Origin of the sequence: Micromonospora chokoriensis (assembly GCF_000718555.1) — a bacterium.
Taxonomy (GTDB): domain Bacteria; phylum Actinomycetota; class Actinomycetes; order Mycobacteriales; family Micromonosporaceae; genus Micromonospora; species Micromonospora chokoriensis_B.
The window spans coordinates 288,172-304,940 of the sequence record NZ_JOAN01000015.1; the positions used below are offsets into that span (position 1 = coordinate 288,172).

Below are 16,769 nucleotides of genomic sequence, written 5' to 3' on the forward strand. Positions count from 1 at the left end.
CATCGATCGCTGAATCGGTGGTCCGACGGTGCCCGGCTGTGCCGTGCGCCGGGTCAGGCAACGCCGCGCAGAGTGAGGGAAGTGCACCGTGGCACAGGGCTCCGTGAAGTGGTTCAACGCCGAAAAGGGTTACGGCTTCATTGCCGTGGACGGCGGTCAGGATGTGTTCGTCCACTTCTCCGCGATCGAGATGGACGGTTACAAGGCGCTCGACGACGGTCAGCGGGTGGAGTTCGAGATCGCCCAGGGCCAGAAGGGCCCGCAGGCTGAGCGCGTCCGCGTCATCGGCTGAGCTTCCTGGCCGAACGGCCCCGTGAGTCGGGGCTGCGGCAGGGCGCGCGGCCGGGAAGATCGTGAACCGTTCCAGCCGAAACCGAGGAGCGTTCATGACCGACCAGTCGCCCCCGCCCACTCCGTCCCCCGGGCCGGGGGAGCCCGACCCGTCCGAGCCGTACGCCGGCAGCCCCGGTCAGGTCGGCCCGCCGCCCGGTTGGGGGTCGGGCATGCCCCCGGCTGGCCCGCCCTCGGGCTGGGATCCCGCGCAGGGCGCCTGGGGTGCGCCCCCACCGCCGCAGGGTTGGGTGTTCCCGCCCACCGGCGGCTACCCGCCTGGGGCGGGCCCCTACGGCGGGCAGCCGTGGTATCCGGGGGCGCCGGTCGGCTGGTACCCGCCGGGTTATGGGTTCGACCCGAACGACGCCCTGGTCACGCCGCCCGGTGCTGGTATCGGCGGCTGGTTCAACCGGTGCGGGGGAGCGCTGCGTCGGGGCTGGCGACAGTTGGTGCCCATCATGCTGCTCACCCAGGTGCTGCCGGCGGCGGTGCTCTCGGTGATCTCGCTCGGGCTGGATCCGTCGGCGAGGTGGGCCGCTCAGGCCGAGTCGAGTCCGACCCCCGTGCTGCCGGACAACTTCGGCGCCGAACTGCTGAGCCTCCTGGTCGTGCTGATCGGTGGCAGCCTGTTGGTCGGGTTGGTGCAGGCCGTCGGGTGGGCCGCCGGCACCTGGGTGATCACCCAGCAGGCCGCCGGCCAGCCGGCCAGCCTGGAGGCGGCGCTGCGCTACGGCGTGCGTCGGGCGCTCGGGCTGTGGGGCTGGACTCTGCTGATCAGCCTGCTGGTCGGTGTCGGTCTCTGCTTCTGCGTGCTGCCGGGTGTCTACCTGCTCTTCGCGCTGAGCATGGCTGGTCCGGTCTACCTCTTCGAGCGTCACAACCCGATCGGTCGATCGTTCCGGATGTTCCACGACCGGCTCGGTCTGCTGCTCGGCCGGGTGGCCCTGGTGGCCCTGGCGGTGATCGTCGGCACCCTGATCCCTGGCGGCCTGGAAGGGGTGGGCACCTCCGGGCTCGGTGAGGATCCGTTCGCCTCGCCGGGCACCGCCGTCGTGGCGGTGGTGGTGATCGGGATCACGGCCGTGCTGGCCCTGCCGGCCCACCTCGCCCAGCTGATCGGTCTGCTGGTGACGTACGCCGAGCAGCGTGCCCATGAGGCGCCGGTGAACACCGCTGGACTGGCGGCGGAACTCGGCTGAGCGGCGGCATCGTGCTTGCACTCGGCAGGGGAGAGTGCTAAACAAGTCATTGGCACTCGCATACCGCGAGTGCCAATGGTCGGGACGGTGGGGCCAGGTTGCATCGGCGTGGAGACGCCGGGCAGCACATGGCCGGTCGTCGCGGGCTATCCGGCCCGGCCGAAGGACGTCGTCGTCGCCAGGTGGCGACGTCCCAAGGTGCGTACACCAGGCGGCCCATCCGGGGCACACATCTCGGGTGGCCCGTGAGTGTCCAGGAGGACAACGCCGTATGGCCAAGATGATCGCTTTCGACGAAGAGGCTCGCCGCGGCCTCGAGCGGGGCATGAACCAGCTCGCCGACGCCGTAAAGGTGACCCTCGGCCCGAAGGGCCGCAACGTCGTGCTCGAGAAGAAGTGGGGTGCCCCCACCATCACCAACGATGGTGTGAGCATCGCCAAGGAGATCGAGCTCGAGGACCCGTACGAGAAGATCGGCGCTGAGCTGGTCAAGGAGGTCGCCAAGAAGACCGACGACGTTGCCGGTGACGGCACGACGACGGCGACCGTCCTGGCCCAGGCCCTGGTCCGCGAGGGCCTGCGCAACGTGGCCGCTGGCGCCAACCCGATGGCCCTGAAGCGGGGCATCGAGGCTGCGGTCGCGAGCGTCTCGGAGGAGCTGTCCAAGCTCGCCAAGGACGTCGAGACCAAGGAGCAGATCGCCTCCACCGCCTCCATCTCCGCTGGCGACAGCACCGTCGGCGAGATCATCGCCGAGGCGATGGACAAGGTCGGCAAGGAAGGCGTCATCACCGTCGAGGAGAGCAACACCTTCGGGCTGGAGCTCGAGCTCACCGAGGGTATGCGCTTCGACAAGGGCTACATCTCGGCCTACTTCATGACCGACCCGGAGCGTATGGAGGCCGTCTTCGACGACCCGTACATCCTGATCGCCAACAGCAAGATCTCGTCGGTGAAGGACCTGCTCCCGATCCTGGAGAAGGTCATGCAGTCGGGCAAGCCGCTGCTGATCATCGCCGAGGACTTGGAGGGCGAGGCCCTGGCCACCCTGGTGGTCAACAAGGTCCGTGGCACCTTCAAGTCGGTCGCCGTCAAGGCGCCGGGCTTCGGTGACCGCCGCAAGGCCATGCTGACCGACATCGCCATCCTCGCCGGTGGCCAGGTCATCAGCGAGGAGGTCGGCCTCAAGCTCGACGCCGCCAGCCTCGACATGCTGGGCCGCGCCCGCAAGGTCGTGGTGACCAAGGACGAGACCACCATCGTCGACGGTGCCGGTGACGCCGAGCAGATCCAGGGCCGGGTCAACCAGATCCGGGCCGAGATCGACAAGAGCGACTCCGACTACGACCGCGAGAAGCTGCAGGAGCGGCTGGCCAAGCTGGCCGGCGGCGTTGCGGTCATCAAGGTCGGCGCGGCCACCGAGGTCGAGCTCAAGGAGCGCAAGCACCGCATCGAGGACGCCGTTCGCAACGCGAAGGCCGCCGTCGAAGAGGGCATCGTCCCGGGTGGTGGCGTCGCGCTGGTGCAGGCCGGCAAGACCGCCTTCGACAAGCTCGACCTGGTCGGCGACGAGGCGACCGGTGCGAACATCGTCAAGGTCGCGCTGGACGCCCCGCTGCGGCAGATCGCCGTCAACGCCGGCCTTGAGGGCGGCGTTGTGGTGGAGAAGGTCCGTAACCTCGAAGCGGGTCACGGTCTCAACGCCGCCAACGGCGAGTACGTCGACCTGCTGGCCGCGGGCATCATCGACCCGGCCAAGGTGACGCGCTCGGCGCTGCAGAACGCCGCTTCCATCGCGGCGCTGTTCCTCACCACCGAGGCTGTTGTCGCGGACAAGCCGGAGAAGACCCCGGCTGCCCCGGCTGGCCCGGGTGGCGGGGACATGGACTTCTGAGTCCAGTTCCGACACACCGAACGGGGCGGGCCGCTGACGCGGTCCGCCCCGTTCGTCGTCAGGTCGGTAGTGGGCGCTGGTCGCGCCGTTTTTGTGCCCGGTCGTACGGCCCAAGCAGTTGGATCGGCGCGTCCACCATCTCCTGCGGCTCCTCGACCACCGACGACTCGCCGTCGGTGGTCATCTCGGCCAGTTGCTCGGCGTCGCCGTAGTCGAGCCGGTCGAACGGCAGTTGGCCGGGGAGTTCACCGACCGGTTTCCAGGTGATCGGCGGGCCGTCCTCGGTCTGGTTGTCATCCGTGGTCATGGCTGCCTCCTCTACCGAAACGGTAGGGGGCGTCGATGGCCGACGCGGGCGAATTGGATCTACGTCCTGTTTGCCCCAGTTAGGCCGTCGGTAGGGTCCGCCGGTACAGGAAGAAGACCCGCTCGATCCACGCACCCGCGCTGCCCGAGTAGAACGGCACCGGCCCCACCCAGCCGATCTGTGCCCGGTCCAGCCCCGCCGCCCGCTGGTCGCGCAGGCACCGCCGCAACAGCACCCCACCGATGCCCGACCCCTCCGCGGCCGGCGCGGTGCCCATCGGCCCGAACCAACTCGGCCGGGACGACCCGTACGCGGCGAAGCCGAGCAGCTCGCCGTCCCGCTCCGCGAGGTGGCAGCCGGCGTCGGCACGACCCACCGACCCGGTCAACTCGCCATCCCAGGTGCCGCCGAAGGTGGACCGGGCGAACGCGGTCAGCGCCGGCAGGTCCGCCGGCTCCGCCCGGCGTACGGTGACGCCCTGGTCGGCCAGCCGTCGCTGGGCCGCCTCCGTGGACCGCAGTGCCGGCGACCCGTCGTACGACAGGTCTGCGGTCATGTTCCAGGCGGTCCGGTCCTGCTGGTAGCCCAGCGCGAGGGCGGCGCAGACCGCCGGGGTGTAGCGGACGTCGATGCCCGGCCACGCGTAGTACGGCGGATTCCCGGCTAGCAGCACCTCGGTCGCCCCGCGCGCGGCGAGCACCCGCTCGGCCCGCTGGAGCAGCGCCCGGCCGACGCCTCGACGGCGCTGATCCGCACGGACCGCGACCAGGTCGACGTGCCCGATTCCCGGCTCGGTCGACGACATCGAGCAGATCGACACCCCGACCAGGTCCGTGCCCCGGTACGCGCCCAGCCCGACCACCGGCCGGTCAGCGGCGGCCCGGGGCCAGAGCACGTCCACGATCCAGGCCGCCTCGGCGGCGTCCTCGGGCAGGTCGAGAGCCTGCTGGCAGAGCTGTACGACGCTGGGGACCAGGTCGGCGGTCAGCTCGGTGACGGTGATCTCGGCGTCCATGGTCGCCGACCATAGATCACCGGGTGTCGCGCCGCACCCCCGCGGGGCACATCAGGAAGGAAACCTGCCTATTGCTGGGCGGCGCGAACGGCGGCGAAAGCGTCGACCTGGCCGGCGCCGGTGACGTTCGACGGATCACCGCAGGCGTCAGAGGGGCTGTCGGAGCGGTAGGTAGGCGTCGCCGCCGTGGCGGTGTCCCGCAGGATCTGCCGGGTCCGGGTCACGTCGCCGATCAGCGTCGGGTTCGCCGACCACATCAGCGCGACCACGCCGGCCACCTGCGGAGTCGCCATCGAGGTGCCGTCCAGTGCGGCGTACGTGCCACCCGGCATGGCCGACACCACGCCCACACCCGGGGCCAGCACGTCCGGCTTACCCGGGCCGTCCGGCACCGGCCCGCGCGAGGAGAAGTCGGCGACCCGCCGCTGGGCGTCTACCGCGCCCACGGTCAGCACGTCTGCGAACGGGGCTGGCGGATCGTCGATCGACGCGCACCACGGGCCGGTGTTGCCGGCGGCAACGGCCACGAAGATCCCGGCGGCGTCCAGCGCGGCGGTGGCCGGCCGCAGAACGCGCTGGTCGCAACCCTCGATGGGCGGGCAGCCCCACGAGTTGGTCAGCACCTGCGGCGCGCGCTCCGGACGGCCGTCGGTGAACGGGTCGCCGCCGGCCGGAAAGGGCGCCAACATGAACTGGAGACAGTCCAGGTAGTGCCCGGGGCTGCCGAGGTTGCGGTCCAGGTTGACGCAGCCCACCCACTGCGCGTCCGGTGCCACCCCGATGCCGTCCCGCCCGACCGCGCTGCCCACCGTGTGGGTGCCGTGCCCGCCCTGGTCGGTCGGGCTGCGGGTGCCGTCCCACGGGTCGTACCAGGAGTCGTCCCCGCCACGGAACCCGGCACGCAGCGCCGGATGGGTGCCGTCCACCCCCGAATCGGAGCTGCCGACCACGATGCCCGTGCCGGTGACCCGGAGCTGGGACCACACCCGGTCGGCGCCGATCTGGCGGATGTTCCACTCCGGGCCGGTGGGCTTGGGTGCGGTGCCCCGGCTCTGCCCGGCCGGGGCAGGCAGCGGTCGCAGGCGCTGGCTGACCAGCACCCGGGCGACCTCCGGTCGACGGGCGAGCCAGGCCCGCACCGCCGGGCCGCCGTCCACCTCGACCGCGTTGACGAGGTAATACGACACCGGGTCGAGGCGCAGGCGGGTGAGCCCTCGCAGCAGGTCGCCTTGGCTCTGCTCGGCGGTCGTCACGAGCCGCCGGTAGACCTCAGCGGCGCGGGTGTCCCGCCCGGCCCGGCCCGGTGCGGCGGCCGGAAGGTCACTGAGGTCGGCCTGCGCGCGCAGCACCACGAAGAGCCGCTCGCCGTGCAAGCCCGGTTGGCCGGGGCCGAGATCGACCACGCCGAACGCCACCAGCAGCACCACGGCTGCCACTGCGGCGGCCCGCCGGTTCGGGGGACCTGCCGTCGGCCGGGCGAGCAGCACCGCGTACCCGATGGCGACCAGGACCGCGACGGCGAGCCCGACGCCGGCGGCGGCCGCCACCCAGAACGGAACGTCGCGGGTGCCGACCAGCAGCAGGGTGATCTCTTCCGGGTCGGTGAAGGCCAGCGGGCCGAGCGCGGCCAGGCCCACGAGCCAGCCGGTCGCCGTTGCACCGGCGCGGTTGGCCTCGACCGGGTCGGCGGTGGGTCGCCAGCTCGCGGCCCAGAGCGCGGCCAGCGCGAAACCTACCGGTGGCAAGGTCAGCAGCGCGGGCAGCTGCGCGCCGGACTGGCCGGTCCCGGCCGCGAGCAGCAGCAGCGCCACCCCGGCGACCAGGCCACCGACCAGCACCAGCCGAGCCGGCCGGGCCGGTCGCCCCGCCGCGAACCGGGACCAGAAGCTGGCCTCCAGCAGAGTCGCGGCCAGCACCCCGAGCGCGGCGGCCGCCAGCACCGCGAGCACGGTCTCCAGGAGCCCGCCGAGCGCGCCCAGCCAGGCCCACGGCAACAGCAGCGCCAACCCGGCGGCGACCGCGAGCAGCGGCACCGGGCCAAGCCCACGCAGCCCCCGCCGCCGCCCGGCCGGCACCGCACTCCCGGCGGCCTCGGGCCGCGCGGTGTCGCCGTTCCCGGCGGCCTCGGGCCGCGCGGTGTCGCCGTTTTCGGTGGGTGCCGCGCCGCTGGCCATGCCGGCCGGTCCGGGGTACGCCCACCAGCGCGCCGACCAGCTCACGGCAAGAGCGCTGAGCAGCGTCGCGCCGGCCAGCGCGGCGAGATACGCCTCGTGGTGCACCGGCGGCACGACCCGCAGCAGTGTGAGCAGCCCCAGGGCCAGTGCTCCGAGCAGCCAGACCCTTCCGGTGGCCCGGACCGCGGCCGAGCGGGGCACGACGGCCAGCAGCAGGGCGGGTGTGCCGACCAGCACGACGGCGGTCAGACCGAGCACCGGCCAGAGCCAACCGACCCGGTCCCGCCCGAAGCCCAGCAGCACCTGATCGGTGACCCAGCCACCGGTCTGGGTGGCCACGGTGACCGCGACCGTCCAGCAGCCGACGAGCACGGCCGCGACCACCGGCCATGGGGAATTGCGGTCGCGGACTCCGGGGTACGCAGGCTCACCGTGCATCCGAGAACCTTACGACCACGACGAAGGGTTCCGTTCCGACCGTCGGGTTCCGGAGCTTCAAGGAACCGTGCAGATCTTGGACAGTTTCCGTTAGCCGCTAACGGAAACTGTCCAAGATCTCCGATCGATCGGCCTGGATCGGGTGGCGGCACGTCTCATGCGCTTCGGAGCAGGTGGGTGCGGTAGGGGGCGGGCGGCGAATGTCGACACGGTGGCCTGGCGGTTACGGTGGACGGGTGCGTGACCCCAATATCTCCCGATCCGTCGCCGGTCAGCTCTCACCGGTCCGCCGTGCGTCCGACCTGCGTCGACTGCGTGCCGAGCGCTTCGACGTGCTGGTCATCGGGGGTGGGGTGACCGGGGCCGGTGCCGCCCTGGACGCGGCGTCCCGGGGCCTGAAGGTGGCGCTGGTCGAGGCGCGTGATCTTGCTGCGGGCACGTCCAGCCGGTCCAGCAAACTCATCCACGGTGGTCTGCGCTACCTGGAGCAGTTGGAGTTCCACCTGGTGCACGAGGCGCTCACCGAGCGGGGCCTGCTGGCCACCCGGCTCGCGCCGCACCTGGTCCGCCCGGTGCCGATCATGGTGCCGCTGCCGGCTGGGCGGGGCCTGCGGGATCTACCGGCCCGGGTCTTCCGCCGCTCGTACTACGGCGCCGGTGTGGCCGCGTACGACGCCTTCGCCGGGATCTTCGGCGGTGGCCGGGGGATGCCGTTGCACCGGCACCTGACCCGGGAGGGCGCCCGACGGATCTTCCCGAGTCTGCGGGCCGACGCGCTGGCCGGGGCGATCCGCTACTACGACGGGCAGGTCGACGACGCCCGGTTGGTGGTCACCCTGGCCCGCACCGCAGCCAGCCTCGGTGCCACGGTGGTGAGCAGCGCCCGCGCCGTTGGGTTGATCCGGCAGGCGCGTGAGGTGACCGGCGTCCGCGTCCGCGACCTGGAGGCGCCGGCGGGTTCACCGGACGCGGAGTTCGAGGTGCACGCCCGTACCGTCATCGCCGCCACCGGAGTGTGGAGCGACGACATGTCGCGGATGCTCAACGACGTGGGTCTGCGGCCCGGCGTCCGGGTGCGCGCCTCCAAGGGGGTGCACCTGGTGGTGCCTCGCTCGGCGATCACCGGGGAGACCGGGCTCATCCTGCGTACGGCGAGTTCGGTGCTCTTCGTCATCCCGTGGGGCGGGCACTGGATCATCGGTACGACGGACACCGACTGGCGGCTGGACCGGTCCCACCCGGCCGCCTCGGCCCGCGACATCGACTACCTCCTGCAGCAGGTCAACACCGTGCTGGACCGGCCGCTTACCACCGCCGACATCGAGGGGGTCTACGCCGGCCTGCGGCCACTGCTGGCCGGCGAGGCCGACTCCACCTCCAAGCTCTCCCGTGAGCACGCGGTCTTTGAGCCGATGCTCGGGCTGCTGCTGGTCGCCGGCGGCAAGTACACGACGTACCGGGTGATGGCGTCCGACGTGGTCGACCGGGCCGCGCGCCGGCTCGGCGGCGCCCGCTCGTCGCGTACCGCCGATCTGCCGCTGCTCGGTGCCGACGGGTATCCAGCCATGTGGCGGGACCGGGCCGACCTGGCTCGCCGGCACGGCGTGCCGGTGGGCGTGGTGGAGCACCTGCTGGAGCGGTACGGCACCCTCACCCTGGACCTGCTGGCGCTTGTCGACGCCGATCCGCTGCTGGCGTCCCCGCTGGCCGGTGCCCCGGAGTATCTGGCGGCGGAGGTCACCTACGCGGCGCGGGCCGAGGGTGCGCTGCACCTGGAGGACGTGCTGACCCGGCGGACCCGGATCTCGTTCGAGACCAGCCACCGGGGGCTGGAGTCGGCGGAGCACACCGCCGAGTTGATGGGCGCGGTGCTCGGTTGGGACGCGGCCACCCGGGCCCGCGAGGTGGAGCACTACCGCGCCCGGGTGGAGGCGGAGCGGCAGTCCCAGTTGATGCCGGACGACGCGGCAGCGGACGCGGCCCGGCTCGGCGCACCGGACGTCCGGGGTTACGCGGCCGACCGGGGTGGCGACGACGATCAGGCGGAGCTGCGTCCGTCCGCTCGATGACGAATTGCGACGTTACCGATGGGTAACCATCGATACCGGCCCGGATGGTGGTTTCGGACGCTACCTACGGTGGGGTAGGTTTCCGCCCGTGCTTCCCCGCGCGCGCCCCCGTCTGCTCGTACCCCTGCTCGCCGTCGCGCTCGTCGGTGCCCTGACCGGGTGCTCGCTCTTCGGTCGGGACGAGCCGGGCACTCCGCTGGCGCAACCGTCCGCCGGCGCGGCGGGTGGCGGATCGCAGCTACAGATCCCCGCCACGGTCGCCGCCGGTCAGGTCAGCCTGATTCAGCGGCTCGGCGAGGACGGCCCGCTACGCACCCTCAGCGTCGAGCGCAACGGCGGGTGGCAGTGCATCGACTGCGCCGGCGACGGCGTGACTTCCCGGGGCACCCTCGCACCGGAGCTGACCGAACGGCTCCAGGTGCTGCTCGCCAACCCGGCGCTGGCCGACGAGACCGATCAGGCCCGGCGGTACCGGAACACCTGCATCGACGCGCTGACGTCCAGCCTTCTCACCTCGACCGGGCTGATCACCTCGCAGGACTGCCCAGGTGAGGAGCGCACGCCGGTCGCCGGGGAGATCCTGCTGCTGCTCACCCAGGCGACCCCAGCCGAGATCAAGGGCTGACTCCGCGCCAGGTCAGAGCACCTTGCCCGGGTTGAGCAGACCGGCCGGGTCGAGCGCCGACTTGATCGCCTGATGCACCCGGACGCCGACCGGCCCGATCTCCCGGGCCAGCCAGTCCCGCTTGAGCAGCCCCACCCCGTGCTCGCCGGTGCACGTGCCGCCCAGGTCGAGGCCGAGCCGCATGATCTCGTCGAACGCCCGCCGGCCCCGCTGCACGCTCACCGGGTCGGCCCGGTCGACCACGATGTTCGGGTGCATGTTGCCGTCCCCGGCGTGCCCCACCACCCCGATCGGCACCTCACACTCGGCTGCGATCCGGGCAACCCCGTCCAATAGCGCGGCGAGCGACCCGCGCGGCACCGCCACGTCGTCGATCACCAGACCGCCGTTGCCACCCGGGTAGGCGTCGGCCGCGAACTTCTCCATGGCCGGGTGCGCCAGCCGGCGAGCCTGGAGAAGCGCTGCCGCCTCCACCGCGTCGGTGGCCGCGTAGACCTCGTCGGCGCCGACCGCCTCGCACACCTCGGCCAGCACGGCCAGGTCGCCCGCTGCCCGGGGGCCGGTGTCGACGGCGGCCAGCAACAGGGCCTGCGCGTCGGTCCGCAACCCCATCGGCTGGTACGCCTCGATGGCCCGCAGGTGGGTCTGGTCCAGCAACTCAAGCAGGCTGGGGGTGAGCCCGCGAGCCGCGATCTCGGCCACCGCCGCGCCAGCCGTGGTGGTGGATCCGAAGACCGCCACCAGGGTCAGCGAATCGGCCGGGGCGGGCCGCAGCGCCACGGTCACCTCGGTGATCACCGCGAGGGTGCCCTCCGAGCCGACGAAGAGCCGGGTCAGGTCATAGCCGGCGACCCCCTTGGCGGTACGCCGCCCGGTGCGCAGCACCTCGCCGGAGGCGAGCACCACCTCCAGGCCGAGTACGTACTCGGTGGTCACCCCGTACTTCACACAGCACATGCCACCGGCGTTGGTGGCCACGTTGCCGCCGATCGTGGACGACTCCCAGGAGCCGGGGTCCGGCGGGTACCAGAGGCCCTGCTTGGCCACCGCGCGGGCCAGCGCCGCGTTGACCACCCCGGGCTGGACCACCGCGATCCGGCTCACCGGGTCGATCTCCCGGATCTCGTCCATCTTGACGGTGCTGAGCACCACCGCGCCGTCCACCGCGTTCGCCGCGCCGGCCAGCCCGGTCCGCGCGCCCTGCGGCACCACCGGTACGCCGTGCCGCGCCGCAGCCTGGACCACGGCGACCACCTGCTCGGTGTTGCGTGGCCGGGTCACCACCAGCGGGATGCCGGCGGCGCACAGGTCGGCCTCGTCCCGCTGGTGCATGCGCAGCAGGTCCGGGTCGGTGAGCACGGCGTCGTCACCGAGCGCGGCGCGCAGGTCGTCGAGGAGCGCGGTGGGGGACATGCAGCCGAGGCTAGGTCGCCGACCGGCGATCATCAACATGATCGACTGGGCGGGATAGCTTAGGCATCATGCTCTACCTGGACCGGCCGGCCTGGCCGTGGCGCGGTCGGCTCTGGTCACACCTGATCAGCGACGTCTCGTACGCCGAGTTGCACGCCTTCGCCGAGGCACTCGGGGCACCCCGGCGTGGCTTCGACCGGGACCACTACGACATTCCGGCCGAGCGGTTCGCCGCGGCGGTGTGGCTCGGTGCCCAGGTGGTGCCCAGTCGGGAGCTGGTCCAGCTGCTCCGCGTCGGCGGCCTGCGTCGCCCGAAGCACCTGGTCAGCCCGCGGCCGCCGGCCCTGCGGTGAGCGCGGCCAGCTCGCGGCGCACGTTGTCCCGGGCGGGCTCCTCCCACCGGTTGGCCAGCGGCGGCAGCCGGAACAGCGTGGGCAGCGCCAGCAGGCCGGTCAACACTGCGGCCCGCCCAGCCCGGAAGGCCGGCTCCGGCACGTGGGCGTACTCCTGGCGGATCGCCGTCGCGTAGCGCTCGTAACTGGCCGGCGGCCCGGCGAGCACGGCCAGGTCCGCGTCGCAGAGCAGGGCGCCGTCCCGATCGCCCGGCGCCACCGTGTGCCCGGCGGTGAGCAGCACCAACCGGCGCACCTCGGCCACCGTGGGCGCCGGCACCCCGAGCCCGGTGAGCACGCTCTCGGCCAGCGCGGCGCTGTCCCGTTCGTTGGCGTCGCCAACGGCCCGAGGGTCGTAGACCGCGTCGTGGAACCAGGCCGCCAACCGGACCACGTCGGGCCGACCGGCCAGGTCGGCGTGCTGGTCCACCACGTCGAGCACCGCCGTCAGGTGGGCCAGCGTGTGATAGCGCCGGTGCGGCTCCCGCCACCGGGCCAGCACACTCTCCCCGGCCCGGGACGGGTCCGGATCGGGTCGCGCGCCGGCATCCCGGGCCGCCGCCCGCCACCGCTCCAGCAGATCGACCACCGCCCGAGTCTGCCGCATCCGCCCGCGACGCGTGCGAAGGGAGGATTCAGCGGGCCCACCACGGGTAGTCGCGCCCATGGCAGTGGCCCGCGGCAAGCGACCTCCGATGGTGCGGCGTACCGCGCTGCGCGAGGGGTTGGTGGACATCGACGGCGCGCGCATCGCCGAGGCCACCGAGAAGCTGCGCGACCGTGGCCGGGCCACCCTGCATGACCGGCTGCACCGGGTACGGATGGCCGGCGGACTCGCCGTGCAGGCCGGGCTGGCTGCCGGGCTCGCGTACGTGATCTCGCACAAGGTGCTCGGCAACCCGCAACCGGTCTTCGCGCCGATCTCCGCGGTCGGCACCCTTGCCGCGTCGGTCGGCCAACGGTTCCGCCGGACCGTGGAGTTGATCGTCGGGGTCGGGATCGGGGTGGCGATCGGCGACTTCCTCATCTACCTGCTCGGCACCGGAGCGTGGCAGCTCGGCCTGGTGGTGACGGTGGCGATCCTGTTCACGATCTTCGCGGGGGCGAGCGTGGCGATCGTCATCCAGGCGGCGGCCACGGCGGTGCTGATCGTCACGCTGAGCCCCTCGACCCAGGATCTGGAGATCCCCCGCTTCGTCGACGCGTTCCTCGGTGGCGGGGTCGCGCTGCTGGTCACGGCGGTGTTGCTGCCGCTGAACCCGCTCCGAGTAATCAACCGGGCGGCCCGGCCCGCGCTGGACCTGCTCGCCGCCCAGCTCGATCTCACCGCCGACGGGTTGCGCAGCCGCAACCGGGCCAGCATCCAGCGGGCACTGGATCGGCTGCGCGACAACAAGGAGGAGTTGGCCACGCTGGCCGAGGCGATCGAAGGCGCGAAGGAGACGGCCACGCTCTCCCCGGCCCGCTGGCACCGCCGCGGCGAGTTGACCCACTACGCCGAGGCAGCCGACCCGATCGACCGGGCGATGCGCAACAGCGGCACGCTGATCCGCCGATCCGTCACGCTGATCGAGGACGAGGAGCCGGTACCCGATCCGATGCCGGACGCGATCGGTCACCTCGCCGAGTCGGTCCGGCTGCTCAAGCAGGAGTTCGCCGCCGGCGAGGCGCCGGAGAAGGCCCGGGAGCGGTCGCTGCGCGCGGTCAGCGAGGCCGGCCGGGCGTACGGCGCCGGGGTCGGTTTCTCCGGCAGTGTGGTGATCGCCCAGGTCCGCACCACAGCGAGCGACCTGCTGGTCGCCTCCGGGATCGAGCAGGAGGAGGCCAACAGGTGGATCCGCACCGCCTTCGGGGAGCAGGAGCGCCCGGTCAGTGAGCCCGCCGAGCCCGACGAGGCACCGAAGCCACCCACCGCCCCGCCGGTCGGCTGAGCGCCGGCCACCGCCGGCCGGGCCTCAGCCCAGCTCGGCCAGCGCAGCGAGCAGCCGGTCCACCTGGTCGGCGGTGCTGCCCAGGCCGAGGCTGGCGCGCAGCGCGGTGGGCGGCAGATCCCGCCGGCCGGTACGCCCCGCCGCCTCGCTGAGCAGCCGCCGGGCCAGCGGGTGGGCGCAGAACAACCCATCCCGTACGCCGATGTGGTGCTCGGCGGCCAGCCGGGTGGCCACGTCGGTGGAGTCCCATCCGGCGACCACGAACGAGACGATGCCGACCCGGGGCGAGTCCGGGCCGAAGGTGCGCAGCTCCACCACGTGCGGCAGGGCGGCGATGCCGGTGCGCAGCCGGGCCAGCAGGGACTGCTCGTGGGCGGCCAGCTCGGCCTGGTCCGCGTCGCCGAGCGCCGCGCACACCGCTGCCAGCGCGACGGCGCCGAGCAGGTTCGGGGTGCCGCCCTCGTGTCGCGCCGGGCCGGTCGCCCAGGTCACGTCGTGCGTGGCCGGCCCGACGTGGCTGGTGGCCCCACCCCCGGCCAGGTACGGCCCGGCGGCGTCCAGCCAGTCCGCCCGGCCGATCAGCACCCCCGCGCCGAACGGCGCGTACAGCTTGTGGCCGGACACGGCCAGGTAGTCGACGTCGAGCGTGAGCAGGTCGACCGGGGCGTGCGGGGCGAGCTGTGCGGCATCGAGCACGATTCGGGCACCGTGCCGGTGGGCCACCTGGGCCAGTTCGGCCACCGGCCACCGCTCACCTGTCACGTTGCTCGCACCGGTGACCGCCACCAGCACCGGCAGCGCCGGGCTGCTGCCCCGGCGCAGCTCGGCGAGGGCGGCGGCCAGGTCGCGTACCGCCCCGTCTGGGTCGGTGGGCACCGGCAGCCGTACCGACCCGCGCGGCCAGGGCAGCAGGTTGGCGTGGTGCTCGCCGGCGAACGTGACCACAGTGGTGCCGGCCGGCACGGCCCGCGCCAGCAGGTTGAGCGCGTCGGTCGTGTTGCGGGTGAAGATCACGTGATCGTCGGCGCGAGCGCCGAAGAAGTCACCGATCGTCTGCCGGGCCTGCTCGTACGCGAGGGTGCAGCGCCGCGACAGCGCCCCCGCCCCGCGATGCACGCTGGCGTACCAGGGCAGCAGCTCGGCCACCGCGTCGGCGGCGGCCCGCGCGCACGGCGCACTGGCCGCGTAGTCCAGGTTGATCTCGCCGGGCACGCCGAGGACGTCGAGCGGCGCGGACGGCGCCGCAGGTGCGGCGGGCAGGGTGGGCAGCGAGGGAACGAGAGTGACGGACACGCCGGAACCTCCGGGGTCAGGGACCCCGGGTGCGACATCGGGACGGGGTCCGCGCTTGCCCAGCACACCGATCGGGCTGGGCCCGGTCATCACCCGGGGCACCCCACCGCGAACTCGACGAGGGTTGCCGGCCAGCAAGCCGGGGCTGAACGCTGGCACTCGTGACCTGTCGGCAGCATAGCGGCTACCGATGCGCCCGAACCAGCCGGCAGCGGATGGCTACGCTGACCGCATGGCCGACACCCCGCCCGGTTCACCACTGCCGCCGTCGCCCGCCGCCCCGCCTGCGCCCGCCGCACCGCCGGTGGGCGAGCAGCCCCGGATGCCGCTGCGCCGACTGGGCTGGCGGCGCTTTCTGGTGTTGGCCGGGGTGGTGCTGCTCATCGCGGCGTGCGCGGTGTTCATGGTCTTCACGCTCGGCCAGTCGCTCGGCGCGCAGGCCCTGCTGATCGGGGTGATCGCCGCCATCCTGCCGGTGCCGGTACTGGTCGCCTGCTTCCTCTGGCTGGACCGATACGAACCCGAGCCGCTGAAATATCTGATCTTCTGCTTCGCCTGGGGGGCGTTCGTCTCCACTGCCGCCTCGCTCACGGTGAACGACTTCGCCGCCAACCGTTTCGAGGACTGGGGCCTTCCGTCCGCGCTCACCGGGGTGCTGGTGGCGCCGTTCATCGAGGAGCTGACCAAGGCGCTGGGCCCGATCCTGCTGCTGGTGTTCCGCCGCCGTGAGTGGTCCGGCATCACCGACGGCCTGGTCTACTGCGGCCTCGCCGCGGTCGGCTTCGCGATGGTGGAGAACATCCTCTACCTGGGCGGGTTGGGCTACGCGTCCGGCGCTGACCGGTACGGCCCGGCCACCGGCATCCAGCAGGTCATCGCGATCTTCATCCTGCGGATCCTCCTGTTCGGGTTCGCCCATCCGCTCTTTACCTCGATGACCGGTGTGGGGTTGGGCATCGCCTCCCGCACGGCCGACCGGCGCATCCGGGTGCTCGCCCCGATCGCCGGCCTGCTGCTGGCGATGATGCTGCACGGCACCTGGAACCTGCTGCCGACGCTGACCCAGGCCACCGGCGAGGCCATGATCATGCTGTACGGCTTCCTGGGCCTGATGGTGCCGGTCTTCTTCGGCACCGTGGGGCTGGCGTTGTGGCTGCGCGCCTGGGAGGGGCGGCTCACCGAGCGGGTCCTGCCGGACTACGTACGCGCCGGCTGGCTCAGCCCACCCGAGGTGGCCGCGTTGAGCAGCCTCGGCCGGCGGCACGCCGCCCGCAGTTGGGCCCGGCGGGTGGCCGGCGACGCCGGGGTCCGGGCGATGCGCGGCTACCAGTCCGCCGCCACCCGACTGGCCCTGCTGCGCGACGGGGCGCTGCGCGGCCTGGACCGCAAACCCGCCGACCAGGAGCGGACCGCGCGTGAGGAGCGGGAGTTGCTGGACGCGATCAGCACGTACCGGTCGTTCTTCGTCGGTCGGGACCCGCAGGCCCCGGCAGGGGTCTGGGACGGCAGCCGCTATCTCCTGCGCTTCCCGGACGGTACGCAGCGCCCGGTGGACGCGCCGGACGAGCCGGTGGTGCCGATCCCGGTGGTGCTGGCTGCCGCTCCGGCTCCGATGGGGTACGCCCCGCCCGGCTGGCCCGGCCCACGGTCGGCGCCGCCCTGGCCGCCGACGCACCGCTGAGAGCT

14 protein-coding genes and 1 riboswitch are annotated in these 16,769 nt (G+C 72.8%); of the genes, 8 read left to right on the plus strand and 6 right to left on the minus strand.

Going from position 1 to position 16,769, the window contains the following annotated elements; all coding sequences use genetic code 11:
• The first annotated feature begins 88 nt into the window (after window positions 1-88).
• The 3 genes from IF46_RS0121085 (at window position 89) to groL (ending at window position 3,426) form a co-directional block, all read left to right on the plus strand.
• Window positions 89-292, plus strand: coding sequence for a cold-shock protein (locus tag IF46_RS0121085; RefSeq protein WP_030490076.1), 204 nt, complete (start codon window positions 89-91; stop codon window positions 290-292).
• A 94-nt stretch (window positions 293-386) separates the two neighbouring features.
• On the plus strand, window positions 387-1,532 hold the full coding sequence (locus tag IF46_RS0121090) for a hypothetical protein (RefSeq protein WP_157563271.1): 1,146 nt from the start codon (window positions 387-389) through the stop codon (window positions 1,530-1,532).
• 271 nt (window positions 1,533-1,803) lie between these two features.
• On the plus strand, window positions 1,804-3,426 hold the full coding sequence (gene groL, locus IF46_RS0121095) for a chaperonin GroEL (protein WP_030490078.1): 1,623 nt from the start codon (window positions 1,804-1,806) through the stop codon (window positions 3,424-3,426).
• A 58-nt stretch (window positions 3,427-3,484) separates the two neighbouring features.
• Here groL and IF46_RS0121100 read toward each other — a convergent pair whose 3' ends face one another.
• The 3 genes from IF46_RS0121100 to IF46_RS0121110 form a co-directional block, all read right to left on the minus strand.
• Window positions 3,485-3,733 (minus strand): hypothetical protein, encoded by a 249-nt coding sequence (locus tag IF46_RS0121100; protein WP_030490079.1) that lies wholly within the window; start codon window positions 3,731-3,733, stop codon window positions 3,485-3,487.
• A 79-nt stretch (window positions 3,734-3,812) separates the two neighbouring features.
• Window positions 3,813-4,748, minus strand: a complete 936-nt coding sequence (locus IF46_RS0121105; RefSeq protein WP_030490080.1) for a GNAT family N-acetyltransferase — start codon at window positions 4,746-4,748, stop codon at window positions 3,813-3,815.
• 68 nt (window positions 4,749-4,816) lie between these two features.
• Window positions 4,817-7,360, minus strand: a complete 2,544-nt coding sequence (locus tag IF46_RS0121110) for a S8 family serine peptidase (RefSeq protein WP_030490081.1) — start codon at window positions 7,358-7,360, stop codon at window positions 4,817-4,819.
• A 251-nt stretch (window positions 7,361-7,611) separates the two neighbouring features.
• On the opposite strand from IF46_RS0121110, the gene IF46_RS0121115 reads away from it, so the two are divergent.
• A complete protein-coding gene (locus IF46_RS0121115; protein ID WP_030490082.1) occupies window positions 7,612-9,429 on the plus strand; it encodes a glycerol-3-phosphate dehydrogenase/oxidase in 1,818 nt (605 codons plus the stop codon).
• Between the two features lie 88 nt (window positions 9,430-9,517).
• On the plus strand, window positions 9,518-10,054 hold the full coding sequence (locus IF46_RS0121120; RefSeq protein WP_030490083.1) for a hypothetical protein: 537 nt from the start codon (window positions 9,518-9,520) through the stop codon (window positions 10,052-10,054).
• A 12-nt stretch (window positions 10,055-10,066) separates the two neighbouring features.
• On the opposite strand, the gene IF46_RS0121125 is transcribed toward IF46_RS0121120, so the two are convergent.
• Window positions 10,067-11,467, minus strand: coding sequence for an FAD-binding oxidoreductase (locus tag IF46_RS0121125; protein WP_030490084.1), 1,401 nt, complete (start codon window positions 11,465-11,467; stop codon window positions 10,067-10,069).
• A gap of 68 nt (window positions 11,468-11,535) precedes the next feature.
• On the opposite strand from IF46_RS0121125, the gene IF46_RS0121130 reads away from it, so the two are divergent.
• Window positions 11,536-11,820: a DUF4031 domain-containing protein gene (locus IF46_RS0121130; protein WP_030490085.1), complete on the plus strand. Its 285-nt coding sequence runs from the start codon at window positions 11,536-11,538 to the stop codon at window positions 11,818-11,820.
• Here the strand turns inward: IF46_RS0121130 and IF46_RS0121135 are convergent.
• Window positions 11,792-12,448 carry a metal-dependent phosphohydrolase gene (locus IF46_RS0121135; protein WP_232234103.1) on the minus strand — a complete coding sequence of 219 codons (657 nt, stop codon included), beginning with the start codon at window positions 12,446-12,448 and terminating at the stop codon, window positions 11,792-11,794. The two genes, IF46_RS0121130 and IF46_RS0121135, sit on opposite strands and share 29 nt — an antisense overlap.
• 106 nt (window positions 12,449-12,554) lie before the next feature.
• Here IF46_RS0121135 and IF46_RS0121140 point away from each other — a divergent pair, with 106 nt between their 5' ends.
• The gene (locus IF46_RS0121140) at window positions 12,555-13,790 is read left to right on the plus strand and encodes an FUSC family protein (protein ID WP_051724050.1); all 1,236 of its coding nucleotides are present in this window, start codon (window positions 12,555-12,557) and stop codon (window positions 13,788-13,790) included.
• 24 nt (window positions 13,791-13,814) lie between these two features.
• On the opposite strand, the gene IF46_RS0121145 is transcribed toward IF46_RS0121140, so the two are convergent.
• Complete coding sequence (locus IF46_RS0121145; protein WP_051724051.1) at window positions 13,815-15,083, minus strand: aminotransferase class V-fold PLP-dependent enzyme; 1,269 nt, start codon at window positions 15,081-15,083, stop codon at window positions 13,815-13,817.
• A gap of 46 nt (window positions 15,084-15,129) precedes the next feature.
• Window positions 15,130-15,250, minus strand: a riboswitch (SAM riboswitch).
• A 23-nt stretch (window positions 15,251-15,273) separates the two neighbouring features.
• Here IF46_RS0121145 and IF46_RS0121150 point away from each other — a divergent pair.
• Window positions 15,274-16,764 (plus strand): PrsW family intramembrane metalloprotease, encoded by a 1,491-nt coding sequence (locus tag IF46_RS0121150; RefSeq protein WP_030490089.1) that lies wholly within the window; start codon window positions 15,274-15,276, stop codon window positions 16,762-16,764.
• Window positions 16,765-16,769 lie beyond the last annotated feature (5 nt).

Coding starts and splice junctions, on each gene's coding strand:
- IF46_RS0121090 (WP_157563271.1), top strand. CDS start 387: ATGACCGACCAGTCGCCCCCGCCCACTCCGTCCCCCGGGCCGGGGGAG.
- groL (WP_030490078.1), top strand. CDS start 1,804: ATGGCCAAGATGATCGCTTTCGACGAAGAGGCTCGCCGCGGCCTCGAG.
- IF46_RS0121100 (WP_030490079.1), bottom strand. CDS start 3,733: ATGACCACGGATGACAACCAGACCGAGGACGGCCCGCCGATCACCTGG.
- IF46_RS0121105 (WP_030490080.1), bottom strand. CDS start 4,748: ATGGACGCCGAGATCACCGTCACCGAGCTGACCGCCGACCTGGTCCCC.
- IF46_RS0121110 (WP_030490081.1), bottom strand. CDS start 7,360: ATGCACGGTGAGCCTGCGTACCCCGGAGTCCGCGACCGCAATTCCCCA.
- IF46_RS0121125 (WP_030490084.1), bottom strand. CDS start 11,467: ATGTCCCCCACCGCGCTCCTCGACGACCTGCGCGCCGCGCTCGGTGAC.
- IF46_RS0121130 (WP_030490085.1), top strand. CDS start 11,536: ATGCTCTACCTGGACCGGCCGGCCTGGCCGTGGCGCGGTCGGCTCTGG.
- IF46_RS0121140 (WP_051724050.1), top strand. CDS start 12,555: ATGGTGCGGCGTACCGCGCTGCGCGAGGGGTTGGTGGACATCGACGGC.
- IF46_RS0121150 (WP_030490089.1), top strand. CDS start 15,274: ATGCGCCCGAACCAGCCGGCAGCGGATGGCTACGCTGACCGCATGGCC.